The organism is Hafnia psychrotolerans, from assembly GCF_014639435.1.
GTDB classification, from domain to species: domain Bacteria; phylum Pseudomonadota; class Gammaproteobacteria; order Enterobacterales; family Enterobacteriaceae; genus Ewingella; species Ewingella psychrotolerans.
In genome coordinates this window covers 126,122-149,393 of the sequence record NZ_BMFZ01000002.1, presented here as the reverse complement: position 1 = coordinate 149,393, position 23,272 = coordinate 126,122, and the positions used below count along the sequence as shown (strand labels likewise).

The window sequence follows — 23,272 nt, the reverse complement described above, 5'->3', positions numbered from 1 at the left end:
ACCATGCTGAAACTCTTTGAGTTACACACCGATGCTCCTTTTTATCCGCTGTTAAGTGGGATTGTGATGTCGGAAGAGGCGCAGGTGGCAGGTGCACCGCTTCTGCCATGTACCCAACTGATGGAGCCTTATTTTATCCGGCAACAGCTAAATTTTTTTGCACATCAGCACGGCTGGGAACATCAAGATGCCTCGGCGGTGGCTTCGATGTGGAGCAAAAGTTACTTGTCGCTTTTTACCGGGGGATGGTTGATCGCTCGGCTGCTCTGTGACCGAGAAATTATGATTCATCCTGCCGATCTCTTACTGACGCAGGATGAGGTCGGGCTAATAACGTCGGTTGTCGTGCCGAATGAGGGTAAAAATGTAGCCCCTATCAGCGCAATGAATGATTTTATTCCGCTGTTTCGCCAGCATATTGAACCTCATTTCCTGTCACTGTCTGAGGTGACGGGGATCAGAATCTCAGTATTATGGAGTAATGTCGCCAGCGGAGTGGATACCCTGTTCAGGATGCTCAGTGCCGGTGGTCAGCTTTCCGCTGAAAAGCAGGAGGCGATGAGCACATTGTTTACTCAAAAATTCTGGCCCGATGGTGAGCGAAACCTGCTGTTCAGACCGGTATTTATACGACATTCCGTCACCGGCGAGGCTATTCGGTTACGCAAAGGCTGCTGTCTGCGTTATTTGCTGCCAGGAAAGGGGTACTGTCCCAATTGCTGCCTGCCACAGGCGTGGCAGGCAAATGTCATGGTCGCTACCACTGATAGCTGATACCACCAATGACTGAGCGCTCATCGCCGTAGCGGCAAACTGTGTTGCAGTAGAGATACTTCTCGTTGGTCAGGTTCTGGACTTTGAGGGAAACAGTCAGATTAGAGACAGGCTGGTAGCTGACCTTAGTGTCATAGAGCGTGTAAGCTGGGATCTTATCATTACTGATCGAAGGCGACGTTTTTGTGGTACCGATATAGCGAGCCCCGGCACCCACTGTCACCTGCGGCAGTCCTATGCGTGTCAGTCGGTAGTCACTCCAGATGCTCACGGTGTTATAAGGCACACCTTCGACGCGGCTGCCCTGTTTTACCGGATCATTATCTTTCGTCACTCGTGCATCGGTATAGGTATACGAGGTAATGACATTAAGATCTGATGTCACCTCACTTTTTACTTCAAGCTCCAGGCCACGTGAACGTACTTCTCCAGTTTGCACATTATAACTACTGTCAACAGGATCTGTTGTCAGAGCGTTAGTTTGCTTGAGCTGGTAAACCGCCATGCTTAACATCGTTTTGCTTTGCGGCGGTTGGAAACGAACGCCGGCTTCGTATTGTTCACCTTCTGTTGGTTTGAAGCTGTTGCCTTCCCGGTCTGTGCCCGATGAGGGATTGAACGACTGGCTATAGCTGACAAACGGGGCCAGGCCACTGTCTGCCAGATATACTGCGCCAATACGTCCTGTGGGCTTATGGTCACTCTGGATTGTTTTTAACTGGTTAGAATGTTTCGTTGTTCTGCTTTCCGACCAGTCATTACGACCACTAATTAACAAGACCCATTTATTGTTCCAGGTGATTTGATCCTGTAGGTAAACCCCTAATTGATCGCTAGTCAGCCGGGAACCGCTGTCAGCCGCGGTAATCGACGGTTCATTCCCATACTGGATATTCGTCAGATCAAGTGATGATCCGAGGCCGATATAGCGCGCGGAATCATAGGTCTTATGATAGTAATCAGTTCCTATCATGACCTGGTGTTCCCAGTTCCCGGCGTCCAGTGTCCATGTCAGGTTGGTATCAGTAGTCAGGCCTGTTGAGTGTTCATGGCGTTGACTGTAGTAACGTGTCAGCGTGTTACCGCGAATGGCAGAGGCGTTCATATAATCAAAATCACCCTCTGCATCCATATAACGTAATGCGTGGCTTATTTTCACCGTATCTGAAAATCGATGGGTGAATAGGTAGCCAATGCTCTTCATTTCAGTGTTAAAACGATCAAAGTTAGGTTCCCCAACAAACTGGTCGCGCTGGATTTTTGTCCCGGGGGTTTTACTGTAGGTCGTCATGTTGTAATTCAATGGGGTGGCAAATTTTGTTTTGATTTTTTGATAGCTCGCCAACAATGTCAGACTGGTATCGTCGTTTGGCCGCCAGGTAAATGCCGGTGCCAGATACTGCTTGTCATCGTTGATATAGTCCGTCTGGGTATTACTGTCGCGTAACAGACCGGTTAAACGATAAGAATATTTTCCCTCATCATCCAGTGGGCCTGAAAAATCGCCAGAGATCTGTTTACGGTCAAAACTGCCGTATTCCAGATTGAGTTCATGCCAGGGGGTGTAGGTCGGTCGTTTGGTGACAGCATTAATTAACCCCCCAGGTGACAGCTGACCATATAAGACCGAGGCGGCGCCTTTAATCATCTCCAGACGCTCAAATGCATAAGGATCGAGGCCACCATCATAGACGCTGGCCTGCATTTTCATGCCGTCTTTCAATATGCCACCGGTACCAGAGCCCACGTTGAAACCGCGAATAGTATAGTCATCGGCTGCACGGCTAAAACCGTTTGGCTGTGCCAGAAAACCGGGTGTGTATTTAAAAGCATCGGCAAACGTGTCGATCTGCCGTACTTTCATTTCATCTGCGGTCACGACGGAAACCGACTGCGGGGTACGGATGATCGGGGTATCGGTTTTTGTCGCGCTGAGGTTTTTGGTTGCGACATATCCCTGAAGATAGTCCGTGCTGTCTTCAGGGGCGACCGCCGTTACCGTTATCGTCTCACCGGCGGTTTCAGCAAGTGCAGGTACACTTATCAGGATGGTAGGAATAATAAAGAAAACGGCAGATTTTGCAGAGGGTATCATCCCGCCACCAGAGACAAGAAGGAAACGCATTATAAACCTCAATGAAAATGATAATAACTATCATTAACTTTCTCATAAAAATTGTTACATTTAAAGTGAATAAAGATCCTCATTGATTGACTCCCCAAAAATGAATACCGCACAGGCTTCGGTAATGGCAGGTGAGGGGAAGGATTTTTTACAGCGGGCGCATGAAGGCGGTGACAACAAGTGAGCGTTCAGGATCATTTCACCGCCAGAGTTAAGGTTAGACTTTGGTTTTATCCCTCATGTTCTTGACGATCGGTCGTCCATTCTGATCGAAATAACGCTGTGGCCAGATTTCAGAAGGAGTGACCCCAATGGCTTGCGCGATCAACTGCTCTCCTTTCGGCCAGGGCCGGGAAAGTGCATTGGACAAGGTTGATGAGCAGAGGCCAGATTCGCGTGACAATGCCGCCAGCGTGGTGCCTTTTTTACGCAACGCAGCGATGATATCCGCCGGGTGCCAGTTCTGATGAAAATGGTTGGGCAGAATAGTAGGTGAGGGTTTAACTTCTCGGGTCTTATTTCTTGATGGGTGAGTGATAGACATTCGCATTCTCCGTTGCAAAACGAACTCACTACCACCAAAAGGTGCAAATCTCTTGGGTGGTAGCCCAGACGGAGTTTGCACTACCGGCCACAACGGATCACCGGCCAGCCCGAAGGCTGCCCCGCCTGAGCCACCATAGAAGCATTGCTTATTACGTGAACAGTTAATAAACAAAAGGTGTGCTAAGGCTCCGATATATAAATGAAATCTACATATCGACGTTGTGTTATCCAGGGTGCAAATCCCGGCTGCGGATTGTGCCGCAGCGGGCCAAATCATACCGTAATCACTTAGCGGAAACCATGCATCCGTGAAGAGTTATATAAGTCAGTAGTGTTAATTTAATCAATAATCCGGCAAGCGCCGGATTATTGATGGGGAGAAGAAGAGAATCGTTATTTAATGGCCATGGCATTTTTCATGGTGAAGAACAGGTCGGTCTGGTCAGTCAGGCCCGCGACGTTGGCGGCGTGTGGGCCATAGGCGGCAATACGCAGCTGTGTTCCGGTGTGGCCCTGGGAACCCTCTTCAGCGTTACCGTAGCTTATAGTCATGGGTGCGCCGTCTTTGGTCGTCAGCGTTTGCGTCAGGCCTGGTGCTTTGGCATCGGCTTCAATGATTTGGCTGGAATGGGCGTGGTCAGCGGTCACAATGACCAGCGTATTACCTTCTTTACGGGCAAACTCGAGCGCTTTCTGTACTGCTTCGTCAAGATCAACCGTTTCACCGAACTGGCCGCATGGGTTGGCCGCGTGATCCTGTTTATCAATCGATGCGCCTTCAACTTGCAGGAAGAACCCCTTCGGCTGCGCTTTCAGTAAGTCGATGGCCTTTTCAGTCATCGCTGCCAGCGTCGGGATATCCTTAGTGCGTTGCGGGTTGGCTTCGCAAGTGACCGCAGGTTTGTCGAGATTGCCGTGATAGCTGGCTTTTGGCCCGCTCCAGCGCACCGGCATATTACCGGTAGAAAAGAGACCCAGAAGTGGTTTTTTCTGATCGGCCAGCACCACTGCGTTTAGCTCATCCGCATTCTCTACCCATTGATAACCCTGTGCGATGGCCTGATCTTTCAAGGATTTTCCCTGAAATTCCCCGCTTTTAGCTAACTGGTCGAAGGATTTTGCGCCGCCGCCGAGCGTGACATCTGCGCGAGTTTTCAGCAACTGCTCAGTAATTGAGCCGCGGCCGCCATTTTCCAGCGCGTTAGTCGGGCATTTTTCACTGGTTTCTTCGGGGCCATAGCATTTACGCGAGGTGACGTGAGAGATCTGCGCCGCGGGAGTGGCATCCTGCAACTCGGCGGTAGAGACGTTGCCGGTAGCAAAACCTGCCGCTTTGGCCAGCTCAAGTAAGGTAGCGTGATCTTTACCATTGACGTCTCGAGGCGGCAGAGTCGGTCACATAGTTCGGTTTATGGGTTTTCTTGTCGAGTGAATAATGGGTGTACTGACCGGTTAATGGCAGCGCATCAATACCTTTGAAATAACCACCGGCTCCTTCAGCGTAGTTACGTGCTGAGGTGATTTCAGAATCGCCCATGCCGTCACCTATCAGCAGAATCACATTTTTCACGGTCTTATTGGAAAGCGATGCTTTTAGCGCTTCAGTCTGATCGCCGCTCAGGCGACGCGCGCCGCCTTGTTCGGTGATATCGCCACTGGCTGCGCGGGACGTCAGAGAATCGTCGGCCAGTGCGGCCTGCGTCGAGGCGAGGAGCAGGGCGGCGGCAACTGCACGGGAAATCAGAGAAATAGGATGAGACATAAAAAAACTCCGTGTAATGGAACATTAGATAAGAAAAGACACAACTGGTCTTACTTTGTTACACAGGAGGTTAAGTCAGTAGCGTGACGATTTTATGACATTGAACGTTTAAAGCAGCCTATTCCGGTAAAGCGTGATGAGTAAAAAAAAAGCCCCTCAAGTGAGGAGCTCTCTGATGTGGCTGAGGCTGAACTAGTTCACCAGTGTTGGCATACCTGAGCGCAGCTCGATGACACGCTGAACCACGGTCTGATTTACGCTAGGGTCCATGGCGATGGCACCGACTTTACCTGTCAGGGAAACAGGGATTGGCTCCTGAGAGTCAAACTCCTGCTGGTTAGCTGACAGCGGGTTGTGGACCTCCAGATAGCGCTTGCCATCTGGCTCAACGGTCGCTTTCAAAGGTTCGTTGATAAACTGTACTCGTGTGCCTTGTGGCACGTTGTCATACAGCCATTTGATATCACCGTCACGCAGACGCACACAGCCATGGCTCACGCGCAGACCAATACCAAAGTTGGCGTTGGTGCCGTGCACGGCATAAAGACGACCTACATACAGGGCATACAGGCCCATCGGGTTGTCCGGACCCGCAGGGAAGACCGCAGGCAGAGATTCACCACGTGCTGCATATTCTTCATGCATTTTTGCGGTTGGCGTCCAGGTTGGACCCGCTTTTTTACGCTGGATAGTCGTCACCCAGTTCATCGGGGTGTCTTTGCCCAGTTCGCCGATACCGATTGGCAGAACTACAACGGTATTACTGCCTTTCGGGTAGTAGTACAGACGCATTTCAGCACTGTTAATCACGATACCTTCATGCGGGGTATCTGGCAGGATAAGCTGCTGTGGGACCGTTAGCACGGTGCCTGGCGTTGGCAGAAAAGGATCTACGCCAGGGTTAGCTTCAAGCATATTGCTCAGGCCCATCTGGAACTGTGCAGCATAACTTTCCAACGGCAGTTTGCTGTTTTCTGGAACGGTGACGGTGATGTTCTCCCCGATCAACCGTCCGTTATTGGCCGGGAGAGGATAGACCACGGCAGAGGCTGCCTGGCTGTACGCAGCAACTGCCAAAACCATAGTAAAGATCGCGCGAATGCTCATTTTCATATTTTCGTTGGTTGTTATTGCCACACCGGCAGTTGTTATCAGGTTGTAACCCGGCGTTAAACAACCGGATGAGTATTGTAGAGACACATAAGGTTGAGAGGGAATCAATATGTGTAACTAATCACATTTCTGGGCCGCTAATTATAAGGATTTATTTCAAACAGGCCAAAGCTTTCTCAGAAAGTGTGAGAAGTTCCCGCAAGAGACGGCATTTTTTCTCCATTCATCACCGATTTTTTACATTTCCGCTGAAAAAACCGGCAAATTTGCCGGTTTTGCATTTTAAACGATGAAATGTCGATCAGAAATCGTAACCGAGGGTCGCCACCACAGTACGTTCCTGACCCCAGTAGCAGTAACTGGTGCCGTAACAGGCGGCGACATACTTTTTGTCGAACAGGTTATTGGCATTCAGTTGTACATACGCGCCTTTCAGCTGCGGGTTAAACGGCGCCAGATTCATGCGTACTGAAGCATCGACTAGGGTGGCGGAAGGCATAGGCTGGGTATTTTCGTTATCAGCCCATTGGGTACCGATATAACGCACACCCGCACCCAGATCCACACCGACTGGCGTCTTATATTGGCCCCAGATAGAGGCCATTTGCTTTGGTGTCACGTATGGCGTGTTGCCGTTGTTCTCCGTCGCGTCTTCCAGGCGCACTTTGTTGTACGTATAACCGGCCATTACGTTGAAGCGTTCTGTAACCTGTTTCTTGGCTTCCAGCTCAAGGCCCTGCGAACGCACTTTCCCCGCTGGCTCATAGTAGCTACCCACGACCACACGATTACCCACGTCATTCTGAGTCAGGTCATATAACGCTGCGGTATAGAGGTCTGACGTTCCGACGGGTTGGTATTTGATCCCCGCTTCGTACTGCTCGCTCTGCATGGGTTTGAGCAAGGTGTTGTTCGGACCTGGCAGGGCTGAAGGGGTCATGGCCTGGCTGTAACTGACGTAAGGAGAGATGCCGTTTTCAAACGCATACAGCAATGAGGCGCGACTGTTGAAGTGGCGGTCAGTACGCTCAGTGGTGACATCGGTCAGAGCAATACTGTCTACGGCCGCCGTTTTGGTTTTCAGGGTATCGTAGCGGCCGGAAAGCGTCAGGTGCCATTGATTCCACACCATATCATCTTGTAAATAGGTGCCCATTTGCTCATAACGATTTTTGCCGGTTTTATTGCTGTAATAAGCCAGATCCGACCCACCGGTGTAGCCAGTGTAAGGGTTAAGCGTGCTGGCCGTCGCCGCCAGGGATTTCAGATCATTCATAAAGTAGGCGTAATCGAAACCTACCACCACGTTATGTTCCAGGTCGCCGGTAGCAAAATCGGCTTCCAACTGGTTATCGATGGCGACGCTATCAAGCGAGGAGGTTTCACCGGAATAGTAGCGGTTCATCAGGGTTCGGTCTGCATTCCAGCCCGCCTGATAAACCTGGTCCAACTCGGTGTTGGAGTGCGTATAGCTGGCGTTCTGACGGAAAGACCACATGTCGTTGAAAGCGTGGCGGAATTCGTAACTGTAGATTTGCTCCCAGCGCTTGAACTGGTTGAGCGACGACTCGCCGTCAAAGAAACCGCGACTCAGTTTGTTCCCGTACAAGCTACCGTCGGCAGGCACGGCAGCGTGATAACCACCGGAGGGATCTTTTTGCAGATAGGCGCGTAATAACAACGAGGTATTTTCATCCGGCTGCCACATCAACTGCGGGGAAATCGCGTAACGCTCTTCACGCTGATGATCGTACTGTGTGTCGCTGCTGCGGGTCATTCCCGTCAGGCGGAACGCCCACTGGTCATTGATGGCGTTGGTGTAGTCGAATGCGCCGCCTTGGGTATTTTGCGTACCACCGGAAAGGCGGAAATGACCTTCTTCCCTAAACTGTGGGTGTTTGGTGGTTTCCATCACCAGTCCACCTGGAATACTTTGACCATACAGCGCTGATGAAGGCCCTTTGATCACATCGATACGTTCAAGGAACCATGGGTCAACCTGAATGGCATTGTAGCTACCGCCATCGCTCAGAATACGCAGGCCATCGAGGAAGGTATTATTGACGTCACCGCCGTGGAAACCGCGCAGCGAGATAGTGTCATAGCGCGTTGCGCCACCGGCAAAATTGGTGAATACGCCCGGCGTATAGTTTAGTGCCGCGTTGACGGTGGTGGCGTTCTGGTCGTCCATCTGCTGGCGCGTGACGACAGATACGGCCTGACCCGTAGTAATTATCGGCTGATCACTCTTGGTGGCAGTCCGGCTGGTTTTCGCACTATACCCCTGAGTTGGCGTATCGGCGGTTTGCACCGGCGCTGAGGTGACAACTACGGCTTCTTCCGCCAAAGAGGCAGCAGGAAACGTCAGAGTGACGGCACAAAACAGTACCGAGCGCTTCAGAGGCAAGGCCAACGACATGTTCAAAGTCCCTATAAATTTCAAAATAGAAATGAGTGATGAATTCATTGACTGGGCGTATGACGTCTCTAAAACGAATCCCGAACGCCAACGGTTTTCACGTAGAAAACCCCGCCAGTGATAAAAGGTATTTTTAGGACCTCCATGGTAATGGTAAGCATAATGATAACTATTATCATTGTTATTTTATAAATGCAGGTAATGTTTATTCAAAAAACGTGACGTGTGAAAAGATTTATCCGCATGAAATTAATGGTTTTTATGGTTTTTATGGTTTTAACATGAGCAAGAGGATCTCGGGTAACGTGGCATCAATGCTGATGTCACGGCGTGATGGATGAGATATTCAGTGAAAAACATGAGCAAATCGTCAGGAAGGGATTAGCTTTAATAGTGAGTTTTGCAAAATAAAACAGATTCACTCTTGGGAGAACGAATGAGCCAGCTAAGCCCAGCGCAATACAGTGAGAAATGGACGCAGGTCGATAATTATCTGGTCAGCCATTTAATTGAAGATGACCCCATTTTAGAGCAGGTACTCGAAAATAACCGCGAAGGGGGATTGCCCGCGCACGACGTCGCCCCGAATCAGGGAAAGTTACTGGCATTTTTTGCACAAATGATCGGTGCACATAAAGTGCTGGAAATCGGCACTCTGGGCGCATACAGCACCCTCTGGCTGGCGCGGGCGATACCTGACGGTGGCTCCGTCGTGACACTGGAAGCCGATCCGCATCATGCCAAAATCGCACAGGCGAATATCCTGCTGGCCGGTTTACAGGACAAAATCACGCTGCACGTGGGTGCGGCGTCTGACACTCTGCCGTTACTCGAGGCTGAAGCCCCCTTTGATCTGATCTTTATTGATGCCGATAAACCCAGCAATCCGCTCTATTTGGCGTGGGCGCTAAAGCTGTCTAAGACGGGGACGTTAATCATCGGAGATAATGTAGTGCGTAACGGAGCAGTGGTGGATCCAAACAGCGATGATGCTCGTGTTCAGGGTGTGCGTCGCTTTATTGAGATGATTGAGCGGGAACCGCGTTTGACGGCGACTGCATTGCAAACCGTTGGCAGTAAAGGCTGGGACGGTTTTGTGCTGGCGCGGGTAATCGGTTAAAACCGTTTTTAGCGCGAGATCCCGAAGCCAATTTCGTAACGGGGACTTACTGTCATGTGACATGCCCGACGTCGGTTTGCTGGTCACTTTCTGTGCAGTGGCCAGCAAACCGGCCCGCTTTTTTTATCAACCCAGCATTAGCCCCAGCAATGCCCCCACCGCCAGTACCCACAGAGGATGAATACGTTTATTCATCGCCAGCAAGGTACACAGGACGATCACTCCACCGAACATTAGCGACGTTGCCGATGCGTTGGCGATCAGCAATCCGCTCGACACCACCAACCCGACGGTCACCGGCACGAGTCCGCGCTGAATAACCTGCCGCCACGGCCTGTCTTTATAGCGTCGCCAGCCGCCCATCACGATCAGCGTCACGATCGATGATGGGCCGAACTTCGCCAGCGAGGACACCAGCAGCCCTGACCATCCGGCGATCTGCCAGCCTATTAGCGGCACAATCATCATATTCGGACCGGGTGCTGCCTGCGCTAGCGCAAACAGGGCGCTGAATTCCTGTGCGCTCATCCAGTGATGCACATCGACCACGGCGCGCTGCATCTCGGGTAAAATAGTATTGCCGCCGCCAAAGGCCAGTAAAGACAGCTCGGTGAACAGTAGGGCAAGAGATATTAAAATGGCCATCAGAATTGACTCTTGGCGCAGATGAAAATACTGATGGGTGCCAGCACCAACATGACCGGCAACATAGGTACGCGAAATACGGCGATAGCCAACACGCCAGCGGTGACCAGTAACAGTTGCAGCCATTTTCCCCACAGCGGTGCCAGCATTTTGATGCCGGTCGAGAGCAATAAGCCAGCCGCGGCCGCCGCCATTCCGGCAAACAAATGTTCTACCAGCGGTTCATTCTGATAGCGTGCGTAGACTAAACCGAGCAGCACGACGCAAATCGTCGGGGCCAGAATGAGACCCAGCAACGCCGACAGCGCGCCGCGCAACCCGCGAAACTCCATCCCCAAGGCGACCGACAAGTTAATGATATTGCCACCCGGCAGGAACTGGCAGAGCCCCAGCAGTTCGGTGAACTGACCGACTGACAACCAGCGCTGTTTCTCCACCAGCATATGTCTTGCCATGGGTAGCACGCCGCCAAAGCCGGTCAGGCCCAGAACAAAAAACCCCATAAAGAGTTGTCGGCAATCCGGTCTTGGTGCTGTTTGATCGCCAGGGTTCAACATGGTCACTTCCCGTATTTCTTCTGTCATTCTCACGTTCTCCCACGAATGTCATTCGGCAATGCCAAAGGCACAAATTTCGTTAAGGATCATGCGCGTGGATGTGCCATGATGTCTAATGCATTTATTAGCTACAATGGATACCTTGAAAGTATGGCAATGATCGAGCTAAAGCGGCTTAAGGCTTTTGTGACCGTGGTGGAGGCCGGGAGTATTACCAGGGCAGCCGAGCTGTTATTTATTCAACAACCGCCGCTGAGCCGCTTATTACAGGGGCTGGAGCAGGATTTCGGTGTGCCGCTGTTGCGACGTTTACCGCGCGGCGTGGTAACAACCGATGCCGGTGAAGTGTTATTACAGGAAGCCCGTGCGCTGCTGGCACGGGCCGAACAACTGAGTGCCGCCATGCAACGTGCTGCACTTGGCGAACAGGGGCGCATCCGTATCGGCTTCACCAGTTCGGCGGCTTTGCACACCTTTGTGCCTGCACTGCTGCGCCGTTATCGTGAAATATTCCCTTCGGTCAGCACGCAGCTTGAGGAAAGCGGGAGCGGCGAGTTGTTGGCCGCGGTAGTGGCCGGGCAGTTGGATGTGGCGTTTGTGCGGATGTCGGTTAAAGAGATGCCAGAGTTAGAGATGGAAAAGGTACTGGAGGAACCCATGTGGGTGGCCGTGCCGGCCGGGCACCGACTGGCATTGCAACGGACCGGTCAGCTTCTGAAACTGGAAGATCTGAGCAATGAACCCTTTGTATTGTACCGGCGGCGGGCCGGGCAAGGGCTGTACGATGCCATACTTGCCGCGTATGTCCGCGCAGGGTTCAGTCCGCATATCGTGCAAGAAGCACCGCGCTTAACCTCCTGTCTGAGTTTGGTTGGCGCAGGATTGGGCATATCTATTGTGCCGGAGTCCATGACTCGACTGGGCGGGGAGGGTGTGGTGTTCCTACCGCTGGATGCAGCGACTCAGCTCAGCGCGCCCTTATATTTGGCGCGGCGCGGAGATAGTCACGCATCGTCTATCATTAATACGTTTTGCCAACTGGTTACGTCACAATTGGCCGGAAACTAAAGATGCTGCTCGGAGATGTGCTTCTGAGTGGATTCCAGCGTGATGCCGTCCGATTCAATGGCGTTAAGCAGGGAGTCAAGCAGGCCGGGGAAACGGGTGTCGAGGTCTTCGCGGCGCAGTGACAGTAAATTAGCGCGGCCGTCCGGGCGTTGCCAGATCACGCCGCTCTCGCGTAGCACACGCCAGTGGTGAGTGAGCGTCGATTTCGACAGGCCTTGCAACAGGGTACCGCAAGGGTGCTCACCGCCTTTTGCCAGCGTACGGATGACGGCCAGCCGTAACGGATTTCCTAATGCCGTCAGCACATTTTCGAGGCGGATCTGCTCGCGTTCAGGGTGATTGGCTATCATCAAACTTTCCTCAAATCTTTCATCTTGCTGCGGGATTGGCCGCGCAATATAGCCTATACCCGCTTTCGTTTACAGCGCGCCGATTTCAGCGATAGATAAAATTATTGTACGACTATACACGTACCGTTGTATTATGTGTTCCGTAAAATGAAATGACAAGAAATCGGTACTGATTAGATTGTCACCTTTGCCATCCATCACGTAAGGACGTTATATGGCTCGCCAAACCCCCATCGAGCGCTACCGTAACATTGGTATCTCAGCACACATCGACGCCGGTAAAACCACCACTACTGAGCGTATTCTTTTTTACACTGGCATGAATCACAAGCTGGGTGAAGTGCATGACGGCGGCGCGACCACGGACTGGATGGTGCAGGAGCAGGAGCGCGGAATTACGATCACTTCCGCTGCGGTGACCTGCTTCTGGCAGGGTATGGATCACACGTTTGATTCTCACCGCATTAATATTATCGACACACCTGGACACGTTGATTTCACCATTGAAGTGGAGCGATCCATGCGCGTGCTCGACGGCGCGGTGATGGTGTATGACTCGGTCGGCGGCGTGCAGCCCCAGTCGGAAACCGTCTGGCGGCAGGCCAATAAATACAAAGTGCCGCGCTTAGCCTTCGTCAATAAAATGGACCGTGCGGGCGCTGATTTTTTCCGCGTTCGTCAGATGATGGTCGATCGCCTGAAAGCCAATCCGGTACCGATTGTCATTCCTATTGGCAGCGAAGAGCATTTCACCGGCGTGGTGGATTTACGCAAAATGCGGGCAATTTACTGGGATGATGCCACGCAAGGCATGACCTTTAGCTATGCCGCCGTTCCGCCTGAGCTTCAGTCACTGGCACAAGAGTGGCGCGAGAAAATGGTCTCGGCGGCGGCGGAAGCCAGCGAAGCGCTGATGGACAAATATCTTGAACAGGGTGAACTGTCTGAGGATGAGATCACTCAGGGCCTACGCATCCGTACGATTGCCGGCGAAATTCAGCCGATGCTGTGTGGCAGCGCCTTCAAGAATAAAGGCGTACAGCGCATGCTCGATGCGGTGATCGAACTGATGCCATCACCGCTGGATATTCCTCCGGTGGCGGGCACGGATGAAGACGACAACGAAGTATTTCGTCATTCTGATGACAATGAGAAGTTCTCGGCGCTGGCGTTCAAACTGATGACAGATCCGTACGTGGGCCAGTTGACGTTTGTACGTGTTTATTCCGGCGTGCTGAAAAAAGGCGACAGTGTGTACAACCCGGTGCGCGGTAAGAAAGAGCGTATTGGCCGTATCGTGCAGATGCATGCCAACGATCGCATCGAGATTGATGAAATCCGCGCCGGAGATATTGCGGCCTGTGTGGGGCTGAAAGATGTGACCACGGGGGAAACGCTGTGCGATCCGTCTGACATCATCACGCTGGTACGCATGGAGTTCCCGGAACCGGTGATTTCGCAGGCCATCGAGCCAAAAACCCAGGCCGATCAGGAGAAAATGGGTATTGCGCTATCGCGGTTGGCTTCGGAAGATCCCTCATTTCGCATCCGTACTGACGAGGAGTCCGGCCAGACAATTATTTCCGGGATGGGCGAGTTGCATCTGGAAATCATCGTTGACCGCATGAAACGTGAGTTCGGGGTGGAAGCGAACATCGGCAAACCGCAGGTTACCTATCGCGAAACGGTACGTAAAACGGTGACTGACGTGGACGGTAAGTTTGTGCGTCAATCTGGCGGTAAAGGTCAGTACGGCCATGTGGTCTTTACGCTGGAACCGCAGGAAGCGGGCAAAGGTTTTGCTTTTGTTGATGCCACCAAAGGCGGTGTGGTTCCGCGTGAATTCATTCCGGCAGTTGAGAAGGGCGTAGTGGAAGCGCTGAACAATGGCATTCTGGCTGGCTATCCGGTGGTTGACGTTAAAGTCACCCTCACGTTCGGTTCGTATCATGAGGTGGATTCCTCGGAAATGGCATTCAAAATGGCGGCAATCTTCGGTTTTAAAGAGGCCGCACGGCTTGCCAGCCCGGTGATCCTGGAGCCAATGATGCGGGTCGAAGTGGAAACCCCGGAAGACTATGCGGGCAGCGTCATGGGGGACTTATCCTCACGCCGCGGGACGGTACAGGGCATGGAAGAGATCGCGGGCGGCGGCGGAAAAATCATTAAAGCCGAAGTGCCGCTCTCCGAGATGTTTGGTTACTCGACCACCTTACGATCTATGTCGCAAGGCCGTGCAACCTACAGCATGGAGTTCAACCATTATGCCGAGGCACCGCGCAATGTCGCTGAAAGTATTATCGCTTCACGTGGCAAGTGATCAATAAATTAAGGTAATCAAAAGGCGCAAAAATTTGCGCCTTTTCTCTTTTTCCCTTCAGCTTAACTCACCAGTTTACTGGTGATGGTCGCGACATGTTTGCCCTGATGATGAGCAATTCGCAGTTCTTCTGCACTTGGCTGGCGTGAACCATCACCGCCGGCGATGGTCGTTGCACCGTAAGGTGTGCCGCCGCGAACCTGGGAAATATCGAATAATTCCGGCGTGGTATAACCGATAGGCACAATGATCATGCCGTGGTGCGCGAGGGTGGTCCAGGTTGAGGTAATGGTCATTTCCTGACCGCCACCGGTGCCTGTTGAGCTAAATACGCTGGCGACTTTACCTGCCAGTGCGCCTTTTGCCCACAGACCGCCGGTCTGATCGAGGAAATTACGCATTTGCCCGGTCATATTACCAAAGCGGGTTGGGGTGCCGAGGATGATGGCATCGTAATCGGCAAGTTCTGCTACCGAAGCCACCGGAGCGGACTGTTCCGTTTTGCCGCCTGCGGCTTTGAAAGCCTCTGCATCCATGGTTTCAGGCACACGCTTCACGGTAACGTCTACACCGGCTACGCTGCGAGCCCCTTCTGCGATGCTCTGCGCCATCGTTTCAATATGGCCGTACATGGAATGATAAAGTACCAGTATTCTTGTCCTACCACGTTTTTCTTCTGACATGTATTATTCTCCTAATCTCGTAAATTTAGGTAGTCCACACTATGAAATTGCTCGTTTCGTTTATTCGCTGGTCAACCAAGAAGAGGACTCAGATGATAGCCTACGGCGGCAACCGCAGCTGATAGATAGCTTCTAGGCTAATCATCAGGACGAATACTACATGACGCCTGAGCATCGTTATGTGGACAAGGGAAAGTCAGGGTTTCACCAAAAGATAAAGCCGAAGGTGCTGCATTTAGACGCATGTTCGACAATGTTATTTCTAAGGTAATTCCCGCAGGCTCTTTAATCATTGTAGAGAATTTTGACAGGATTTCCCGTGCTGACATCGATACGGCAATCGAAGACGTGAAGAAAATGTTCAGGAAGGGCGTTAGTGTTATGACTCTTGGTGCTTAGATAAACATAAATTACGATAAGCCAGATTAATGAAGTTTTCTTGTTATTGCGTGGGTCTTGTGTGAATAATTTATCTCCATAATTTCAATAAGGAGATTGAAAATGGCAATACCTGCGTATTTATGGTTGAAAGATGATGGTGGTGCTTTGATTAAAGGTTCAGTGGACGTCAAAGACCGCGAGCACGCTATAGAAATTACTTCATTCAGCCATAATCTCTACATTCCAACAGATGGCAACACAGGAAAACTAACGGGTACACGTGTTCACGGTGCACTAATTTTTGAGAAAGAATTTGATTCCTCTTCACCGTACCTTTTTAAAGCTGTTGCCACTGGTCAGAGTCTGAAATCAGCAGAATTCAAATGGTATCGCATCAACGATGCAGGACAGGAAGTCGAGTATTACAACATGCTGCTCGAAAATGTGAAAATCGTATCAGTGACCCCGATGATGCACGACACCAAGACGGTTATAAACGTGGGGCATCTTGAACAGGTTCAGATTCGCTATGACAAAATCACGTGGCATTACCTTGATGGTAACATTCAATATAGTGACGCATGGAATGAACGTATAACCGGATAGGTGCTACGACATGGATACAGTTGAAGAACTAAACGGAACGTATTTTTATCGGGGATACTCTAACCTGTCATCAGGTGCATTACTGTTCTGGATTTTCTTAGACACTACCGCGGAACATTTTGGTGCTGATGATTTCCTGACTATTGGCCTGATTCTGTTAGGTCAACCAACGATAGGAACACGCACCAAACCCGGAACGGCAACAAAGGGAACATCACCGCTTAGCTCACAGTTGAGGTATTATCTCGACATTGAAACCCGACGATTGCCGACACTGACAACGGGAAGCATCAAAAGGCTTAAGTTCAGCTATGTGACAAACCTTGGTGCTTTTGTCGGTCGCTGGATTCCCATCCTGGGGATTATCATTATTGCTTCTGATGTCTCGCAGATTGCCTACAAGGCCACAACTAAATACAACACCATAGCGAGGGGGAACGACAAACTATGGTAAACAATGAGGATGTCATAGGCTGGTACAACCAGCGATTCAACAAGCCTGTATTGTTCTCAAAGAAACAGATTCCTGTCACGATTGACACTAGCCTTTCAACGGGTCGCTATGTATGGGCAAGTGAAACAGGTGCTGACATCATGCGGGAGTATTTCGAGCGTTTCAACGTTGATCCTGCTGGCTTCGCATTTGAAAAGTATTGGCCTGAAGAGACGTTTATCTTATTTGCGCTGTGCACCTGTGGCGGTGATGATGAACCTCAACCGCTGACGCTCAGGATGTTGGCACAGAGTGCAAGGGCGGGTAAGTGGCTCTATGACTGACTCAAACAAACAGACTGCCAACGTGGTGTGCCGATAGACTCCTTCGCTGCTCAAAATATAGGTCAGATTTGTCTACAGTCTCTGCGGCACTCCACTATGTAAAGGTTAACTAAAACCGGACACTGGTTTAGGCACATGACTGACGTCGGTATTCATACTCATCCGGCGATATGTTTCCCAGCCAATAATGCCGTCTTTTAAGTAATGTCCTGTAAAGAGAAAAACGGGCTGATATCGGCACATGGTAAGCTCCCGCAATATAGTGAAATGTCATCATCAGGAATAAGAGATAATGGACGCTTTTTTGGGATATATCATTGAAAACCCGTCGCGGGTAGTTGTTTCCGTTGCTTCTCTGGGGATGGTGGTTTTTGCTGCTTTATTACGAGGAATGCATGCTGTTTTTGCGAGTTTACTGGCACTATTGGGTTCATTTCTGGCGATGATGTTATAGCCTGTGGTCGACTAAAATACCGGGCTACCGCGCCTTTGAGTACCTATTTTGGAATGTAAATACCTTATTATTTCTATTTATTTCATTATTTCAGCGCTGAATGCCAGCGCTGAATATCGACGAAATAGTAAAGAGTGAGTGTCGTCCTCATTTAAAATCCCTACGGATATTCCTCTCACTTTTCATTGCAGGTTACGCGCCTTGATATTTTTCCAACGTTGTCGTTAGCCACGGCAGAACCTCTTTCTTACGGCTGAGCATGCCAGGCAGTGGGACGGACGCGGAGTCGAACAGCGTATTTTGCGAGAAATAGATCACTGAGTTTTTAGTGCTGATGTCGGTGATGATCAGCGCAAATAGGTCCAGCGCGTTCTTGTTGCATTGGTGGTCCATCGCGGCGATCAACTGGGGCAAAAGCGACTCTGTCTGGGTAAAACTGCTGACTTCGATTTGCGCCAGCAGAACGTCCAGACCTGCAATATGATAATTTTTTGCGTCTTTATTGATCAGTGTCTCCGGGCTCATGCCTGCCAGATCGGTTTTCGCCGCCAGCAGACCGCTGATGAAGGTTTCACGATCCTGCTGGCTGATGGCAAACAACAGGTCAGCAGCTTTGATATCCACCGGTGTCGTGGTCGGCGAGGTGAGGGCGACAGTATCACTGAGCAGTGCGCCAAGCATTAGCGTGGCCTGAGACGCGGTGATTTTCTGATCCGTTTCGCGGGTGATCAACTGCCACAGCAGTGTAGCGCAGCTTCCCAGCGGCTGAACCCAGACTTCAGCGGGGTTGCGAGTGGTGACAGTGCCCAGCCGATGATGGTCGACAATCCCCAAAATATTGCTGTGAGGAAGCGACGCCGGGCCTTGCTCAAATTCGCTAAAGTCCACCAGCCAGACGTCTTTATCTACCAGGCTTTCCTCCAGTAACGGCGGAGCTTCCACGCCAGCCGCTGTGAGAATAAAGCGTGTTTCCGGGTTTATTTCCCCGAGCCTGAAGGCACGCGCCGGTCGCCCCTGCGTATTAAGCCAATCAGCGGCAATTAACGCGCTGCAAACTGTGTCGCTGTCAGGATTCAGGTGCCCGAAAACAAATATCATGATGACCTCATTGTGATGGTTTACGAAAGAATGCATGCCTTTCAAGCTGAGTAGAGTGTACATCAGACCTACTCGGTTGGCCGCAGAGTCTTCGCCTCTTAGGGAGAATCAGCAGGCGCATTCTGCATTTTGCGGTAAATACTTCTAATATGGATAAGCCCTGCGAGTTTGATGGCTGGTTTCATCATGAGCTGTGCACTGCCGGCAATAAAAAGCCAAGTGCCATCAATCATTAAGAGGTCATAGAGGAAAAATATGCTCCCAATCAGAAACCATAGAGCAATAAGAACGTCATTCAGCGCGCCTAATGCTTCATAGCGGTGCTGAATGACAATATGTTCGCCTACTACAGAAAAAACAACGCTGTTTTTTAACATAATGGTTCCTTCTGGACTGTCGCGTTCTATACGAAGCCGTGGGTTATCATGCAGCCTCTTTTCCTTGACATACATAGATGGAGAATTGGAGTGATGCACTCATCTGGTGAAGGTATTCACGCATTAAAAAAATGATGAATGAGTGGTGTCAAGGAGGTCTATAACCCCTTTGAATTCACCAGGTCTGGAAGATATGGAGAACGGATGATCAAGCCATAAAATTAAAGCGCATACTAGAAACTAGTGGGAACCATACTAAACATATACGACCAATAAAGTAAAATGGAGCGCGCCTTTACAAGGGGTAGGGAATATTGAGTGATGGACATTTGATGCTTTTGCGGTACGGTGGGCGTTTAGCTATCAGGGTTTCAGCCTTAGATAAACAGTGCGTCATAAACGCCGCCATTGGGTTGCCAGATAATTCAGGAGATGAGTATGTTGATGTGGCGGCTGTCATTAGGCGTGTTGTTTGTATTCGGCGTTATATGCGCTTTCGGGACTACATTTCCATTTTTCGATCCTGGTTATTCTGAAATGGTAAAAGGTAAGTATTGGGAAACTGAGTGCACACTCCTTGAAGAAAATGTAGATAATGGTTTCTTTAGTAATGATACCAATAGGCTTAATTGTGGTGGTGTCATAATGAATGTAGAAACGACGGATTATAATAAGGCAATAAACGTGTATGTCGTTTTTACTACCGTGTCATAAAGCGATGAGGGTTTTTAATGTATGACTCATGGCCTTCGGTAATTAACCTTTCCCTCAATCGTCAAAGAATACTTTTTTTATTGGCGACCACAATATTTATACATGCAATCTTGTGAATGTTTTTTGATATATTTAATACCATGATAATAAATAGAAAATAAGCGATAAAGCGTGTCACTGTAAGCATCGCGGGTGATGATTTTGCGGGGTATATCTTGGTCGCAGCGGCAGCATTGAGCCACATGCCTGCTGCTCGGCTGTCGAGCACAACGTTGGACTCATCTCCCTTCATATTGCATCGCATGGGACACGGGTTGCTGCCAAACGGAGGTCGTCATGGCGGCACATGAGTTCTGAAAATGCATGTTCTGAGTATCCGGTTATTCACCCTGGACGAGGGCAGTGCAGAACTTTCATTGCGCCAGTAGAAATCTTGACCTATAGTCTTTAACAAGGTGATGGTGTTCCACCTTTCCCAACCGCCGGACTGCCCAGTTCGGATGATGACGCCTGATATACATTTTTTGCTTTTCTCCTTAGGCACGTATGTCAGGTATTCTTATGAAAAAAATTTCTTATTTATCCTCTGTTTTATGCTCATCTGACCTGTCAGAGGGGGGGCTATGATCTCTGTTTATGGCCCTCGACACTCCGACAGTAGCCGTATTTGCTGCACATTTGTCGCGGCCTACGGAGTAAATGGCCCTGTAATGCCATTCTGCCCCGGTGACATCACTCCTGAAATCGCCTTTATTTTGCAACACTGTGATCTTGAGATCGCAATGTTGGCTGTCAGCGACATTTTTAAGAAAAAATCAACGTTACATTCCTCAGAAAATAATGCCCTCCACCTGTCGTGGCTGTCCTTTATCACTGCTTTGAGCAGGGAAAAGGCGCTATCGCCGTGGCTGATGGGCGCTGTCTCAACGTGTTCGAGGTAACCAATGCAAATTTATAAACATGCTCTCTTGTTACTCAACGATGAAACCGATGGTCAGTTTCTGCTCGAGGGGGTTCAGGGTTTCAATGAACAAGGCACGGCGATCACCCTTGGACACCTCACTGCGGATTATGGGGAGTTAGATATTGCCTCTGATGCCTTAACGAAAGATCGCCAGTCAGCCGAAGTTATTGCGGCAAAAGAGATGCTAAGCCGGCTGGTGGATTCCGTGAGCTTTCCTGTTGATGTTAAAGAGATCGTCACGATTCATCGTTTTAAGGATGTTGAAGCCTACGTCACTGAGGCCGGGATTGACTTGGTCATTATGGGGCATAAAAACAGGTTGTTCGGGATGCTCTCTTCTCATTCTATTGAATTTATCAATCACCTTACCGTCGATGTGTTGATTAAACATATCTGAACTCACTGATATTTGAGGTTTATATGAGCTTTATTATTGAAAAAATCGTTGCCCGTGAAATTCTTGACTCACGCGGAAATCCGACCGTTGAAGTCGACGTCATGACCGAATGTGGTACCACAGCAAGAGCCTCGGTGCCTTCTGGAGCCAGCACGGGTTCGCGCGAGGCGATAGAGCGGCGTGATGGTGACAAAGCGCGCTTTGGAGGAAAAGGCGTTCTCAATGCCATTGAAAGTGTTAACACTGAAATCAATGACAGCTTGAAAGGACATGATGTACGCGATCAGCGCGGCATTGATAACATCATGATTAGCCTGGACGGCACGGATAACAAAGCGCGTCTGGGGGCCAATGCCATTCTGGGCGTCTCATTAGCCGTATCGCGGCTTGCGGCTCAGCTATCTCATACGCCGTTGTATCGTTATCTCGGCGGTATCGGGGCTAATCTGCTGCCCGTGCCCTGTATGAACATCATCAACGGGGGCGTTCACGCCCGTGGGCAGGGCGCTGATTTCCAGGAGTTCATGATTGCTCCCTACGGAGCACCGACCTTTAGAGAAGCGGTGCGCTGGGGTAGCGAAGTCTACCAGTCACTGCGTCAGGTTCTGTTGGAAAAAGGTCTGTCCGCTGGCGTCGGAGATGAAGGTGGTTTCGCGCCGGTTGTCTCATCAAACCGTGAGCCGCTTGAGCTGATTGTTCAAGCCATAGAGAATGCCGGGTATCGGCCCGGCGAAGACATTGTCATCTGCATGGATCCCGCCTCCAGTGAGTTTTACCGTGAGGGTAAATATCACCTGCGTACCGAAAATACCGAACTAACTTCGCAAGAGATGACCGATTACTATCAGACGTTGGTTAACGATTTTCCGATCGCCTTGATTGAAGATGGTCTGGCTGAGGATGACTGGGCTGGGTGGAAAATTCTCCATGATGCATTAGGCGAGCAGGTTGAATTAGTGGGTGACGATCTATTTGTGACCAACGTGAAGTATATACAACGCGGCATTGATGAAAATCTCGCCAATGCTGCGCTGATCAAGCTCAATCAAATTGGTTCTCTGAGTGAGACATTTGACGCCGTCCAGCTCTGCCATGATAACAACTGGGGCGCTTTCATCTCACACCGCAGCGGTGAGACCGTGGACAGCTTTATTGCCGATATGACGGTCGCAATGCGTGCCGGTCACCTCAAAACGGGCGCGCCGTGCCGCGGTGAGCGCATCGAAAAATATAACCAGCTGATGAGAATTGAGGATGAGCTGGGTGCATCAGCACGTTTTGCCGGGAAGTCTGCGTTTAAATAACGTCAACTATGCGACTAACTCTGATGCTGATGTCAGGGTTAGTTGCAAGCGTGTGATGACAGTTTTCATGATGACGATGAGTCAGTTGCGGTATCTTCTTCGGGATGCATGACATTGGCATATCATTAAAGGAGAAAAGTGTTGAGAACACAGAAAAGAGGCATGGGCTATATCGCGGTGGTGGTTGATGATTATGATCGCGCCATTGAATATTATACGGACAAACTCGGCTTCACCTTGGTTGAAGACACACCCCAGCCAGGCAAGCGCTGGGTGGTCGTGACGCCTAACCCTTTGAGTGACTGTCATATCCTTCTGGCCAGAGCCTCAAATGAAAGACAGAAAGACTTTATCGGCGATCAGTGCGGCGGAAGAGTTTTCTTGTTTTTACAGACCGATGATTTCTGGCGCGACTACAACGCGATGAAAGAGAAAGGGGTGCACTTCTGCGAAGAGCCGCGGCAGGAAGAGTACGGAACCGTCGTGGTTTTTGAAGATATCTACGGCAACCGTTGGGATCTCTATCAGAACAATTAACCTGACCACCGCCGAGAGGCTGTTTTTCAGTCATTGAGGCAATACTTCTCTATGTAATTCCTTGTAATACATAGGTATACCAAACTATTAGTGACATAGCCGGATAACACCATTAAAAGCATGCTATCCGGCTAACATCATGTAAAGGAACCTGCCGACATAAGGCCAGGGTCATTTATTA

23 protein-coding genes, 1 pseudogene and 1 riboswitch are annotated in these 23,272 nt (G+C 50.2%); of the genes and pseudogenes, 12 read left to right on the top strand and 12 right to left on the bottom strand.

All coding sequences use genetic code 11. The features are described 5' to 3' along the window. The first annotated feature begins 3 nt into the window (after positions 1-3). The gene (gene fhuF, locus IEV89_RS03845; protein ID WP_188470614.1) at positions 4-774 is read left to right on the top strand and encodes a siderophore-iron reductase FhuF; all 771 of its coding nucleotides are present in this window, start codon (positions 4-6) and stop codon (positions 772-774) included. Here fhuF and IEV89_RS03840 read toward each other — a convergent pair. The 5 genes and pseudogenes from IEV89_RS03840 to IEV89_RS03815 form a co-directional block, all read right to left on the bottom strand. Continuing rightward, complete coding sequence (locus IEV89_RS03840) at positions 758-2,899, bottom strand: TonB-dependent siderophore receptor (protein WP_229746364.1); 2,142 nt, start codon at positions 2,897-2,899, stop codon at positions 758-760. The genes fhuF and IEV89_RS03840 overlap by 17 nt on opposite strands. Positions 2,900-3,116: 217 nt before the next feature. Further along, entirely contained in the window at positions 3,117-3,443 is a 327-nt protein-coding gene (locus IEV89_RS03835) for a helix-turn-helix domain-containing protein (protein ID WP_188470612.1), read from the bottom strand. A gap of 395 nt (positions 3,444-3,838) precedes the next feature. Next, a pseudogene (gene phoA / locus IEV89_RS03825) lies at positions 3,839-5,207 on the bottom strand (alkaline phosphatase). Between the two features lie 192 nt (positions 5,208-5,399). After that, a complete protein-coding gene (locus tag IEV89_RS03820) occupies positions 5,400-6,320 on the bottom strand; it encodes a L,D-transpeptidase family protein (RefSeq protein ID WP_188470610.1) in 921 nt (306 codons plus the stop codon). Between the two features lie 301 nt (positions 6,321-6,621). After that, positions 6,622-8,739: a TonB-dependent siderophore receptor gene (locus IEV89_RS03815; RefSeq protein WP_188470608.1), complete on the bottom strand. Its 2,118-nt coding sequence runs from the start codon at positions 8,737-8,739 to the stop codon at positions 6,622-6,624. 436 nt (positions 8,740-9,175) lie between these two features. Here IEV89_RS03815 and IEV89_RS03810 point away from each other — a divergent pair, with 436 nt between their 5' ends. Further along, entirely contained in the window at positions 9,176-9,859 is a 684-nt protein-coding gene (locus IEV89_RS03810) for an O-methyltransferase (RefSeq protein ID WP_188470606.1), read from the top strand. A gap of 126 nt (positions 9,860-9,985) precedes the next feature. Here the strand turns inward: IEV89_RS03810 and IEV89_RS03805 are convergent, their stop codons facing one another. Next, entirely contained in the window at positions 9,986-10,504 is a 519-nt protein-coding gene (locus tag IEV89_RS03805) for a chromate transporter (RefSeq protein WP_373283347.1), read from the bottom strand. Next, on the bottom strand, positions 10,504-11,061 hold the full coding sequence (locus tag IEV89_RS03800) for a chromate transporter (protein WP_188471321.1): 558 nt from the start codon (positions 11,059-11,061) through the stop codon (positions 10,504-10,506). The genes IEV89_RS03805 and IEV89_RS03800 overlap by 1 nt, the downstream gene beginning before the upstream one ends. A 150-nt stretch (positions 11,062-11,211) precedes the next feature. On the opposite strand from IEV89_RS03800, the gene IEV89_RS03795 reads away from it, so the two are divergent. After that, positions 11,212-12,129, top strand: coding sequence for a LysR family transcriptional regulator (locus tag IEV89_RS03795; RefSeq protein ID WP_229746384.1), 918 nt, complete (start codon positions 11,212-11,214; stop codon positions 12,127-12,129). Here IEV89_RS03795 and IEV89_RS03790 read toward each other — a convergent pair. Then, positions 12,126-12,479, bottom strand: coding sequence for an ArsR/SmtB family transcription factor (locus tag IEV89_RS03790; RefSeq protein WP_188470604.1), 354 nt, complete (start codon positions 12,477-12,479; stop codon positions 12,126-12,128). The genes IEV89_RS03795 and IEV89_RS03790 overlap by 4 nt on opposite strands. A gap of 214 nt (positions 12,480-12,693) precedes the next feature. Here IEV89_RS03790 and fusA point away from each other — a divergent pair, with 214 nt between their 5' ends. Continuing rightward, the gene (fusA, locus tag IEV89_RS03785) at positions 12,694-14,799 is read left to right on the top strand and encodes an elongation factor G (protein ID WP_188470603.1); all 2,106 of its coding nucleotides are present in this window, start codon (positions 12,694-12,696) and stop codon (positions 14,797-14,799) included. A 62-nt stretch (positions 14,800-14,861) separates the two neighbouring features. Here fusA and wrbA read toward each other — a convergent pair whose 3' ends face one another. Then, a complete protein-coding gene (gene wrbA / locus IEV89_RS03780; RefSeq protein WP_188470601.1) occupies positions 14,862-15,482 on the bottom strand; it encodes an NAD(P)H:quinone oxidoreductase in 621 nt (206 codons plus the stop codon). 501 nt (positions 15,483-15,983) lie between these two features. Here wrbA and IEV89_RS03775 point away from each other — a divergent pair. The 4 genes from IEV89_RS03775 (at position 15,984) to IEV89_RS03760 (ending at position 17,700) form a co-directional block, all read left to right on the top strand. Continuing rightward, positions 15,984-16,469, top strand: coding sequence for an Hcp family type VI secretion system effector (locus tag IEV89_RS03775; protein ID WP_188470599.1), 486 nt, complete (start codon positions 15,984-15,986; stop codon positions 16,467-16,469). Between the two features lie 10 nt (positions 16,470-16,479). After that, positions 16,480-16,923, top strand: a complete 444-nt coding sequence (locus IEV89_RS03770; RefSeq protein WP_188470597.1) for an STM2901 family protein — start codon at positions 16,480-16,482, stop codon at positions 16,921-16,923. Further along, positions 16,917-17,246, top strand: coding sequence for a DUF1493 family protein (locus IEV89_RS03765; RefSeq protein WP_188470595.1), 330 nt, complete (start codon positions 16,917-16,919; stop codon positions 17,244-17,246). Before IEV89_RS03770 ends, IEV89_RS03765 begins: the two co-directional genes overlap by 7 nt. 292 nt (positions 17,247-17,538) lie before the next feature. Then, complete coding sequence (locus IEV89_RS03760) at positions 17,539-17,700, top strand: hypothetical protein (protein WP_188470593.1); 162 nt, start codon at positions 17,539-17,541, stop codon at positions 17,698-17,700. A 192-nt stretch (positions 17,701-17,892) separates the two neighbouring features. Here IEV89_RS03760 and IEV89_RS03755 read toward each other — a convergent pair whose 3' ends face one another. The 3 genes from IEV89_RS03755 to IEV89_RS03745 all read right to left on the bottom strand — a co-directional run bounded on the left by IEV89_RS03755 (position 17,893) and on the right by IEV89_RS03745 (position 20,181). Further along, a complete protein-coding gene (locus IEV89_RS03755) occupies positions 17,893-18,798 on the bottom strand; it encodes a manganese-dependent inorganic pyrophosphatase (protein WP_188470591.1) in 906 nt (301 codons plus the stop codon). Between the two features lie 98 nt (positions 18,799-18,896). Next, positions 18,897-19,175 carry a YrhK family protein gene (locus tag IEV89_RS03750; protein ID WP_188470589.1) on the bottom strand — a complete coding sequence of 93 codons (279 nt, stop codon included), beginning with the start codon at positions 19,173-19,175 and terminating at the stop codon, positions 18,897-18,899. A gap of 775 nt (positions 19,176-19,950) precedes the next feature. Continuing rightward, positions 19,951-20,181, bottom strand: a complete 231-nt coding sequence (locus tag IEV89_RS03745) for a hypothetical protein (RefSeq protein ID WP_188470587.1) — start codon at positions 20,179-20,181, stop codon at positions 19,951-19,953. 153 nt (positions 20,182-20,334) lie between these two features. Beyond that, positions 20,335-20,409, top strand: a riboswitch (Fluoride riboswitch). A gap of 103 nt (positions 20,410-20,512) precedes the next feature. Here IEV89_RS03745 and IEV89_RS03740 point away from each other — a divergent pair. The 4 genes from IEV89_RS03740 to IEV89_RS03725 all read left to right on the top strand — a co-directional run bounded on the left by IEV89_RS03740 (position 20,513) and on the right by IEV89_RS03725 (position 23,091). Next, positions 20,513-20,830: a hypothetical protein gene (locus IEV89_RS03740; protein ID WP_188470585.1), complete on the top strand. Its 318-nt coding sequence runs from the start codon at positions 20,513-20,515 to the stop codon at positions 20,828-20,830. A gap of 3 nt (positions 20,831-20,833) precedes the next feature. Beyond that, positions 20,834-21,250 (top strand): adenine nucleotide alpha hydrolase family protein, encoded by a 417-nt coding sequence (locus IEV89_RS03735; protein ID WP_188470583.1) that lies wholly within the window; start codon positions 20,834-20,836, stop codon positions 21,248-21,250. A gap of 23 nt (positions 21,251-21,273) precedes the next feature. Further along, positions 21,274-22,554, top strand: coding sequence for a phosphopyruvate hydratase (eno, locus tag IEV89_RS03730; RefSeq protein WP_188470581.1), 1,281 nt, complete (start codon positions 21,274-21,276; stop codon positions 22,552-22,554). A gap of 141 nt (positions 22,555-22,695) precedes the next feature. Next, a complete protein-coding gene (locus IEV89_RS03725) occupies positions 22,696-23,091 on the top strand; it encodes a VOC family protein (protein ID WP_188470579.1) in 396 nt (131 codons plus the stop codon). The last annotated feature ends 181 nt before the right edge of the window (positions 23,092-23,272 follow it).

What these genes read in the sequence shown, in the direction of transcription:
- fhuF (WP_188470614.1), top strand. Translation starts at nt 4, where the DNA reads ATGCTGAAACTCTTTGAGTTACACACCGATGCTCCTTTTTATCCGCTG.
- IEV89_RS03840 (WP_229746364.1), bottom strand. Translation starts at nt 2,899, where the DNA reads ATGCGTTTCCTTCTTGTCTCTGGTGGCGGGATGATACCCTCTGCAAAA.
- IEV89_RS03835 (WP_188470612.1), bottom strand. Translation starts at nt 3,443, where the DNA reads ATGTCTATCACTCACCCATCAAGAAATAAGACCCGAGAAGTTAAACCC.
- IEV89_RS03820 (WP_188470610.1), bottom strand. Translation starts at nt 6,320, where the DNA reads ATGAAAATGAGCATTCGCGCGATCTTTACTATGGTTTTGGCAGTTGCT.
- IEV89_RS03815 (WP_188470608.1), bottom strand. Translation starts at nt 8,739, where the DNA reads ATGTCGTTGGCCTTGCCTCTGAAGCGCTCGGTACTGTTTTGTGCCGTC.
- IEV89_RS03810 (WP_188470606.1), top strand. Translation starts at nt 9,176, where the DNA reads ATGAGCCAGCTAAGCCCAGCGCAATACAGTGAGAAATGGACGCAGGTC.
- IEV89_RS03805 (WP_373283347.1), bottom strand. Translation starts at nt 10,504, where the DNA reads ATGGCCATTTTAATATCTCTTGCCCTACTGTTCACCGAGCTGTCTTTA.
- IEV89_RS03800 (WP_188471321.1), bottom strand. Translation starts at nt 11,061, where the DNA reads ATGTTGAACCCTGGCGATCAAACAGCACCAAGACCGGATTGCCGACAA.
- IEV89_RS03795 (WP_229746384.1), top strand. Translation starts at nt 11,212, where the DNA reads ATGGCAATGATCGAGCTAAAGCGGCTTAAGGCTTTTGTGACCGTGGTG.
- IEV89_RS03790 (WP_188470604.1), bottom strand. Translation starts at nt 12,479, where the DNA reads ATGATAGCCAATCACCCTGAACGCGAGCAGATCCGCCTCGAAAATGTG.
- fusA (WP_188470603.1), top strand. Translation starts at nt 12,694, where the DNA reads ATGGCTCGCCAAACCCCCATCGAGCGCTACCGTAACATTGGTATCTCA.
- wrbA (WP_188470601.1), bottom strand. Translation starts at nt 15,482, where the DNA reads ATGTCAGAAGAAAAACGTGGTAGGACAAGAATACTGGTACTTTATCAT.
- IEV89_RS03775 (WP_188470599.1), top strand. Translation starts at nt 15,984, where the DNA reads ATGGCAATACCTGCGTATTTATGGTTGAAAGATGATGGTGGTGCTTTG.
- IEV89_RS03770 (WP_188470597.1), top strand. Translation starts at nt 16,480, where the DNA reads ATGGATACAGTTGAAGAACTAAACGGAACGTATTTTTATCGGGGATAC.
- IEV89_RS03765 (WP_188470595.1), top strand. Translation starts at nt 16,917, where the DNA reads ATGGTAAACAATGAGGATGTCATAGGCTGGTACAACCAGCGATTCAAC.
- IEV89_RS03760 (WP_188470593.1), top strand. Translation starts at nt 17,539, where the DNA reads ATGGACGCTTTTTTGGGATATATCATTGAAAACCCGTCGCGGGTAGTT.
- IEV89_RS03755 (WP_188470591.1), bottom strand. Translation starts at nt 18,798, where the DNA reads ATGATATTTGTTTTCGGGCACCTGAATCCTGACAGCGACACAGTTTGC.
- IEV89_RS03750 (WP_188470589.1), bottom strand. Translation starts at nt 19,175, where the DNA reads ATGTTAAAAAACAGCGTTGTTTTTTCTGTAGTAGGCGAACATATTGTC.
- IEV89_RS03745 (WP_188470587.1), bottom strand. Translation starts at nt 20,181, where the DNA reads ATGAAGGGAGATGAGTCCAACGTTGTGCTCGACAGCCGAGCAGCAGGC.
- IEV89_RS03740 (WP_188470585.1), top strand. Translation starts at nt 20,513, where the DNA reads ATGATCTCTGTTTATGGCCCTCGACACTCCGACAGTAGCCGTATTTGC.
- IEV89_RS03735 (WP_188470583.1), top strand. Translation starts at nt 20,834, where the DNA reads ATGCAAATTTATAAACATGCTCTCTTGTTACTCAACGATGAAACCGAT.
- eno (WP_188470581.1), top strand. Translation starts at nt 21,274, where the DNA reads ATGAGCTTTATTATTGAAAAAATCGTTGCCCGTGAAATTCTTGACTCA.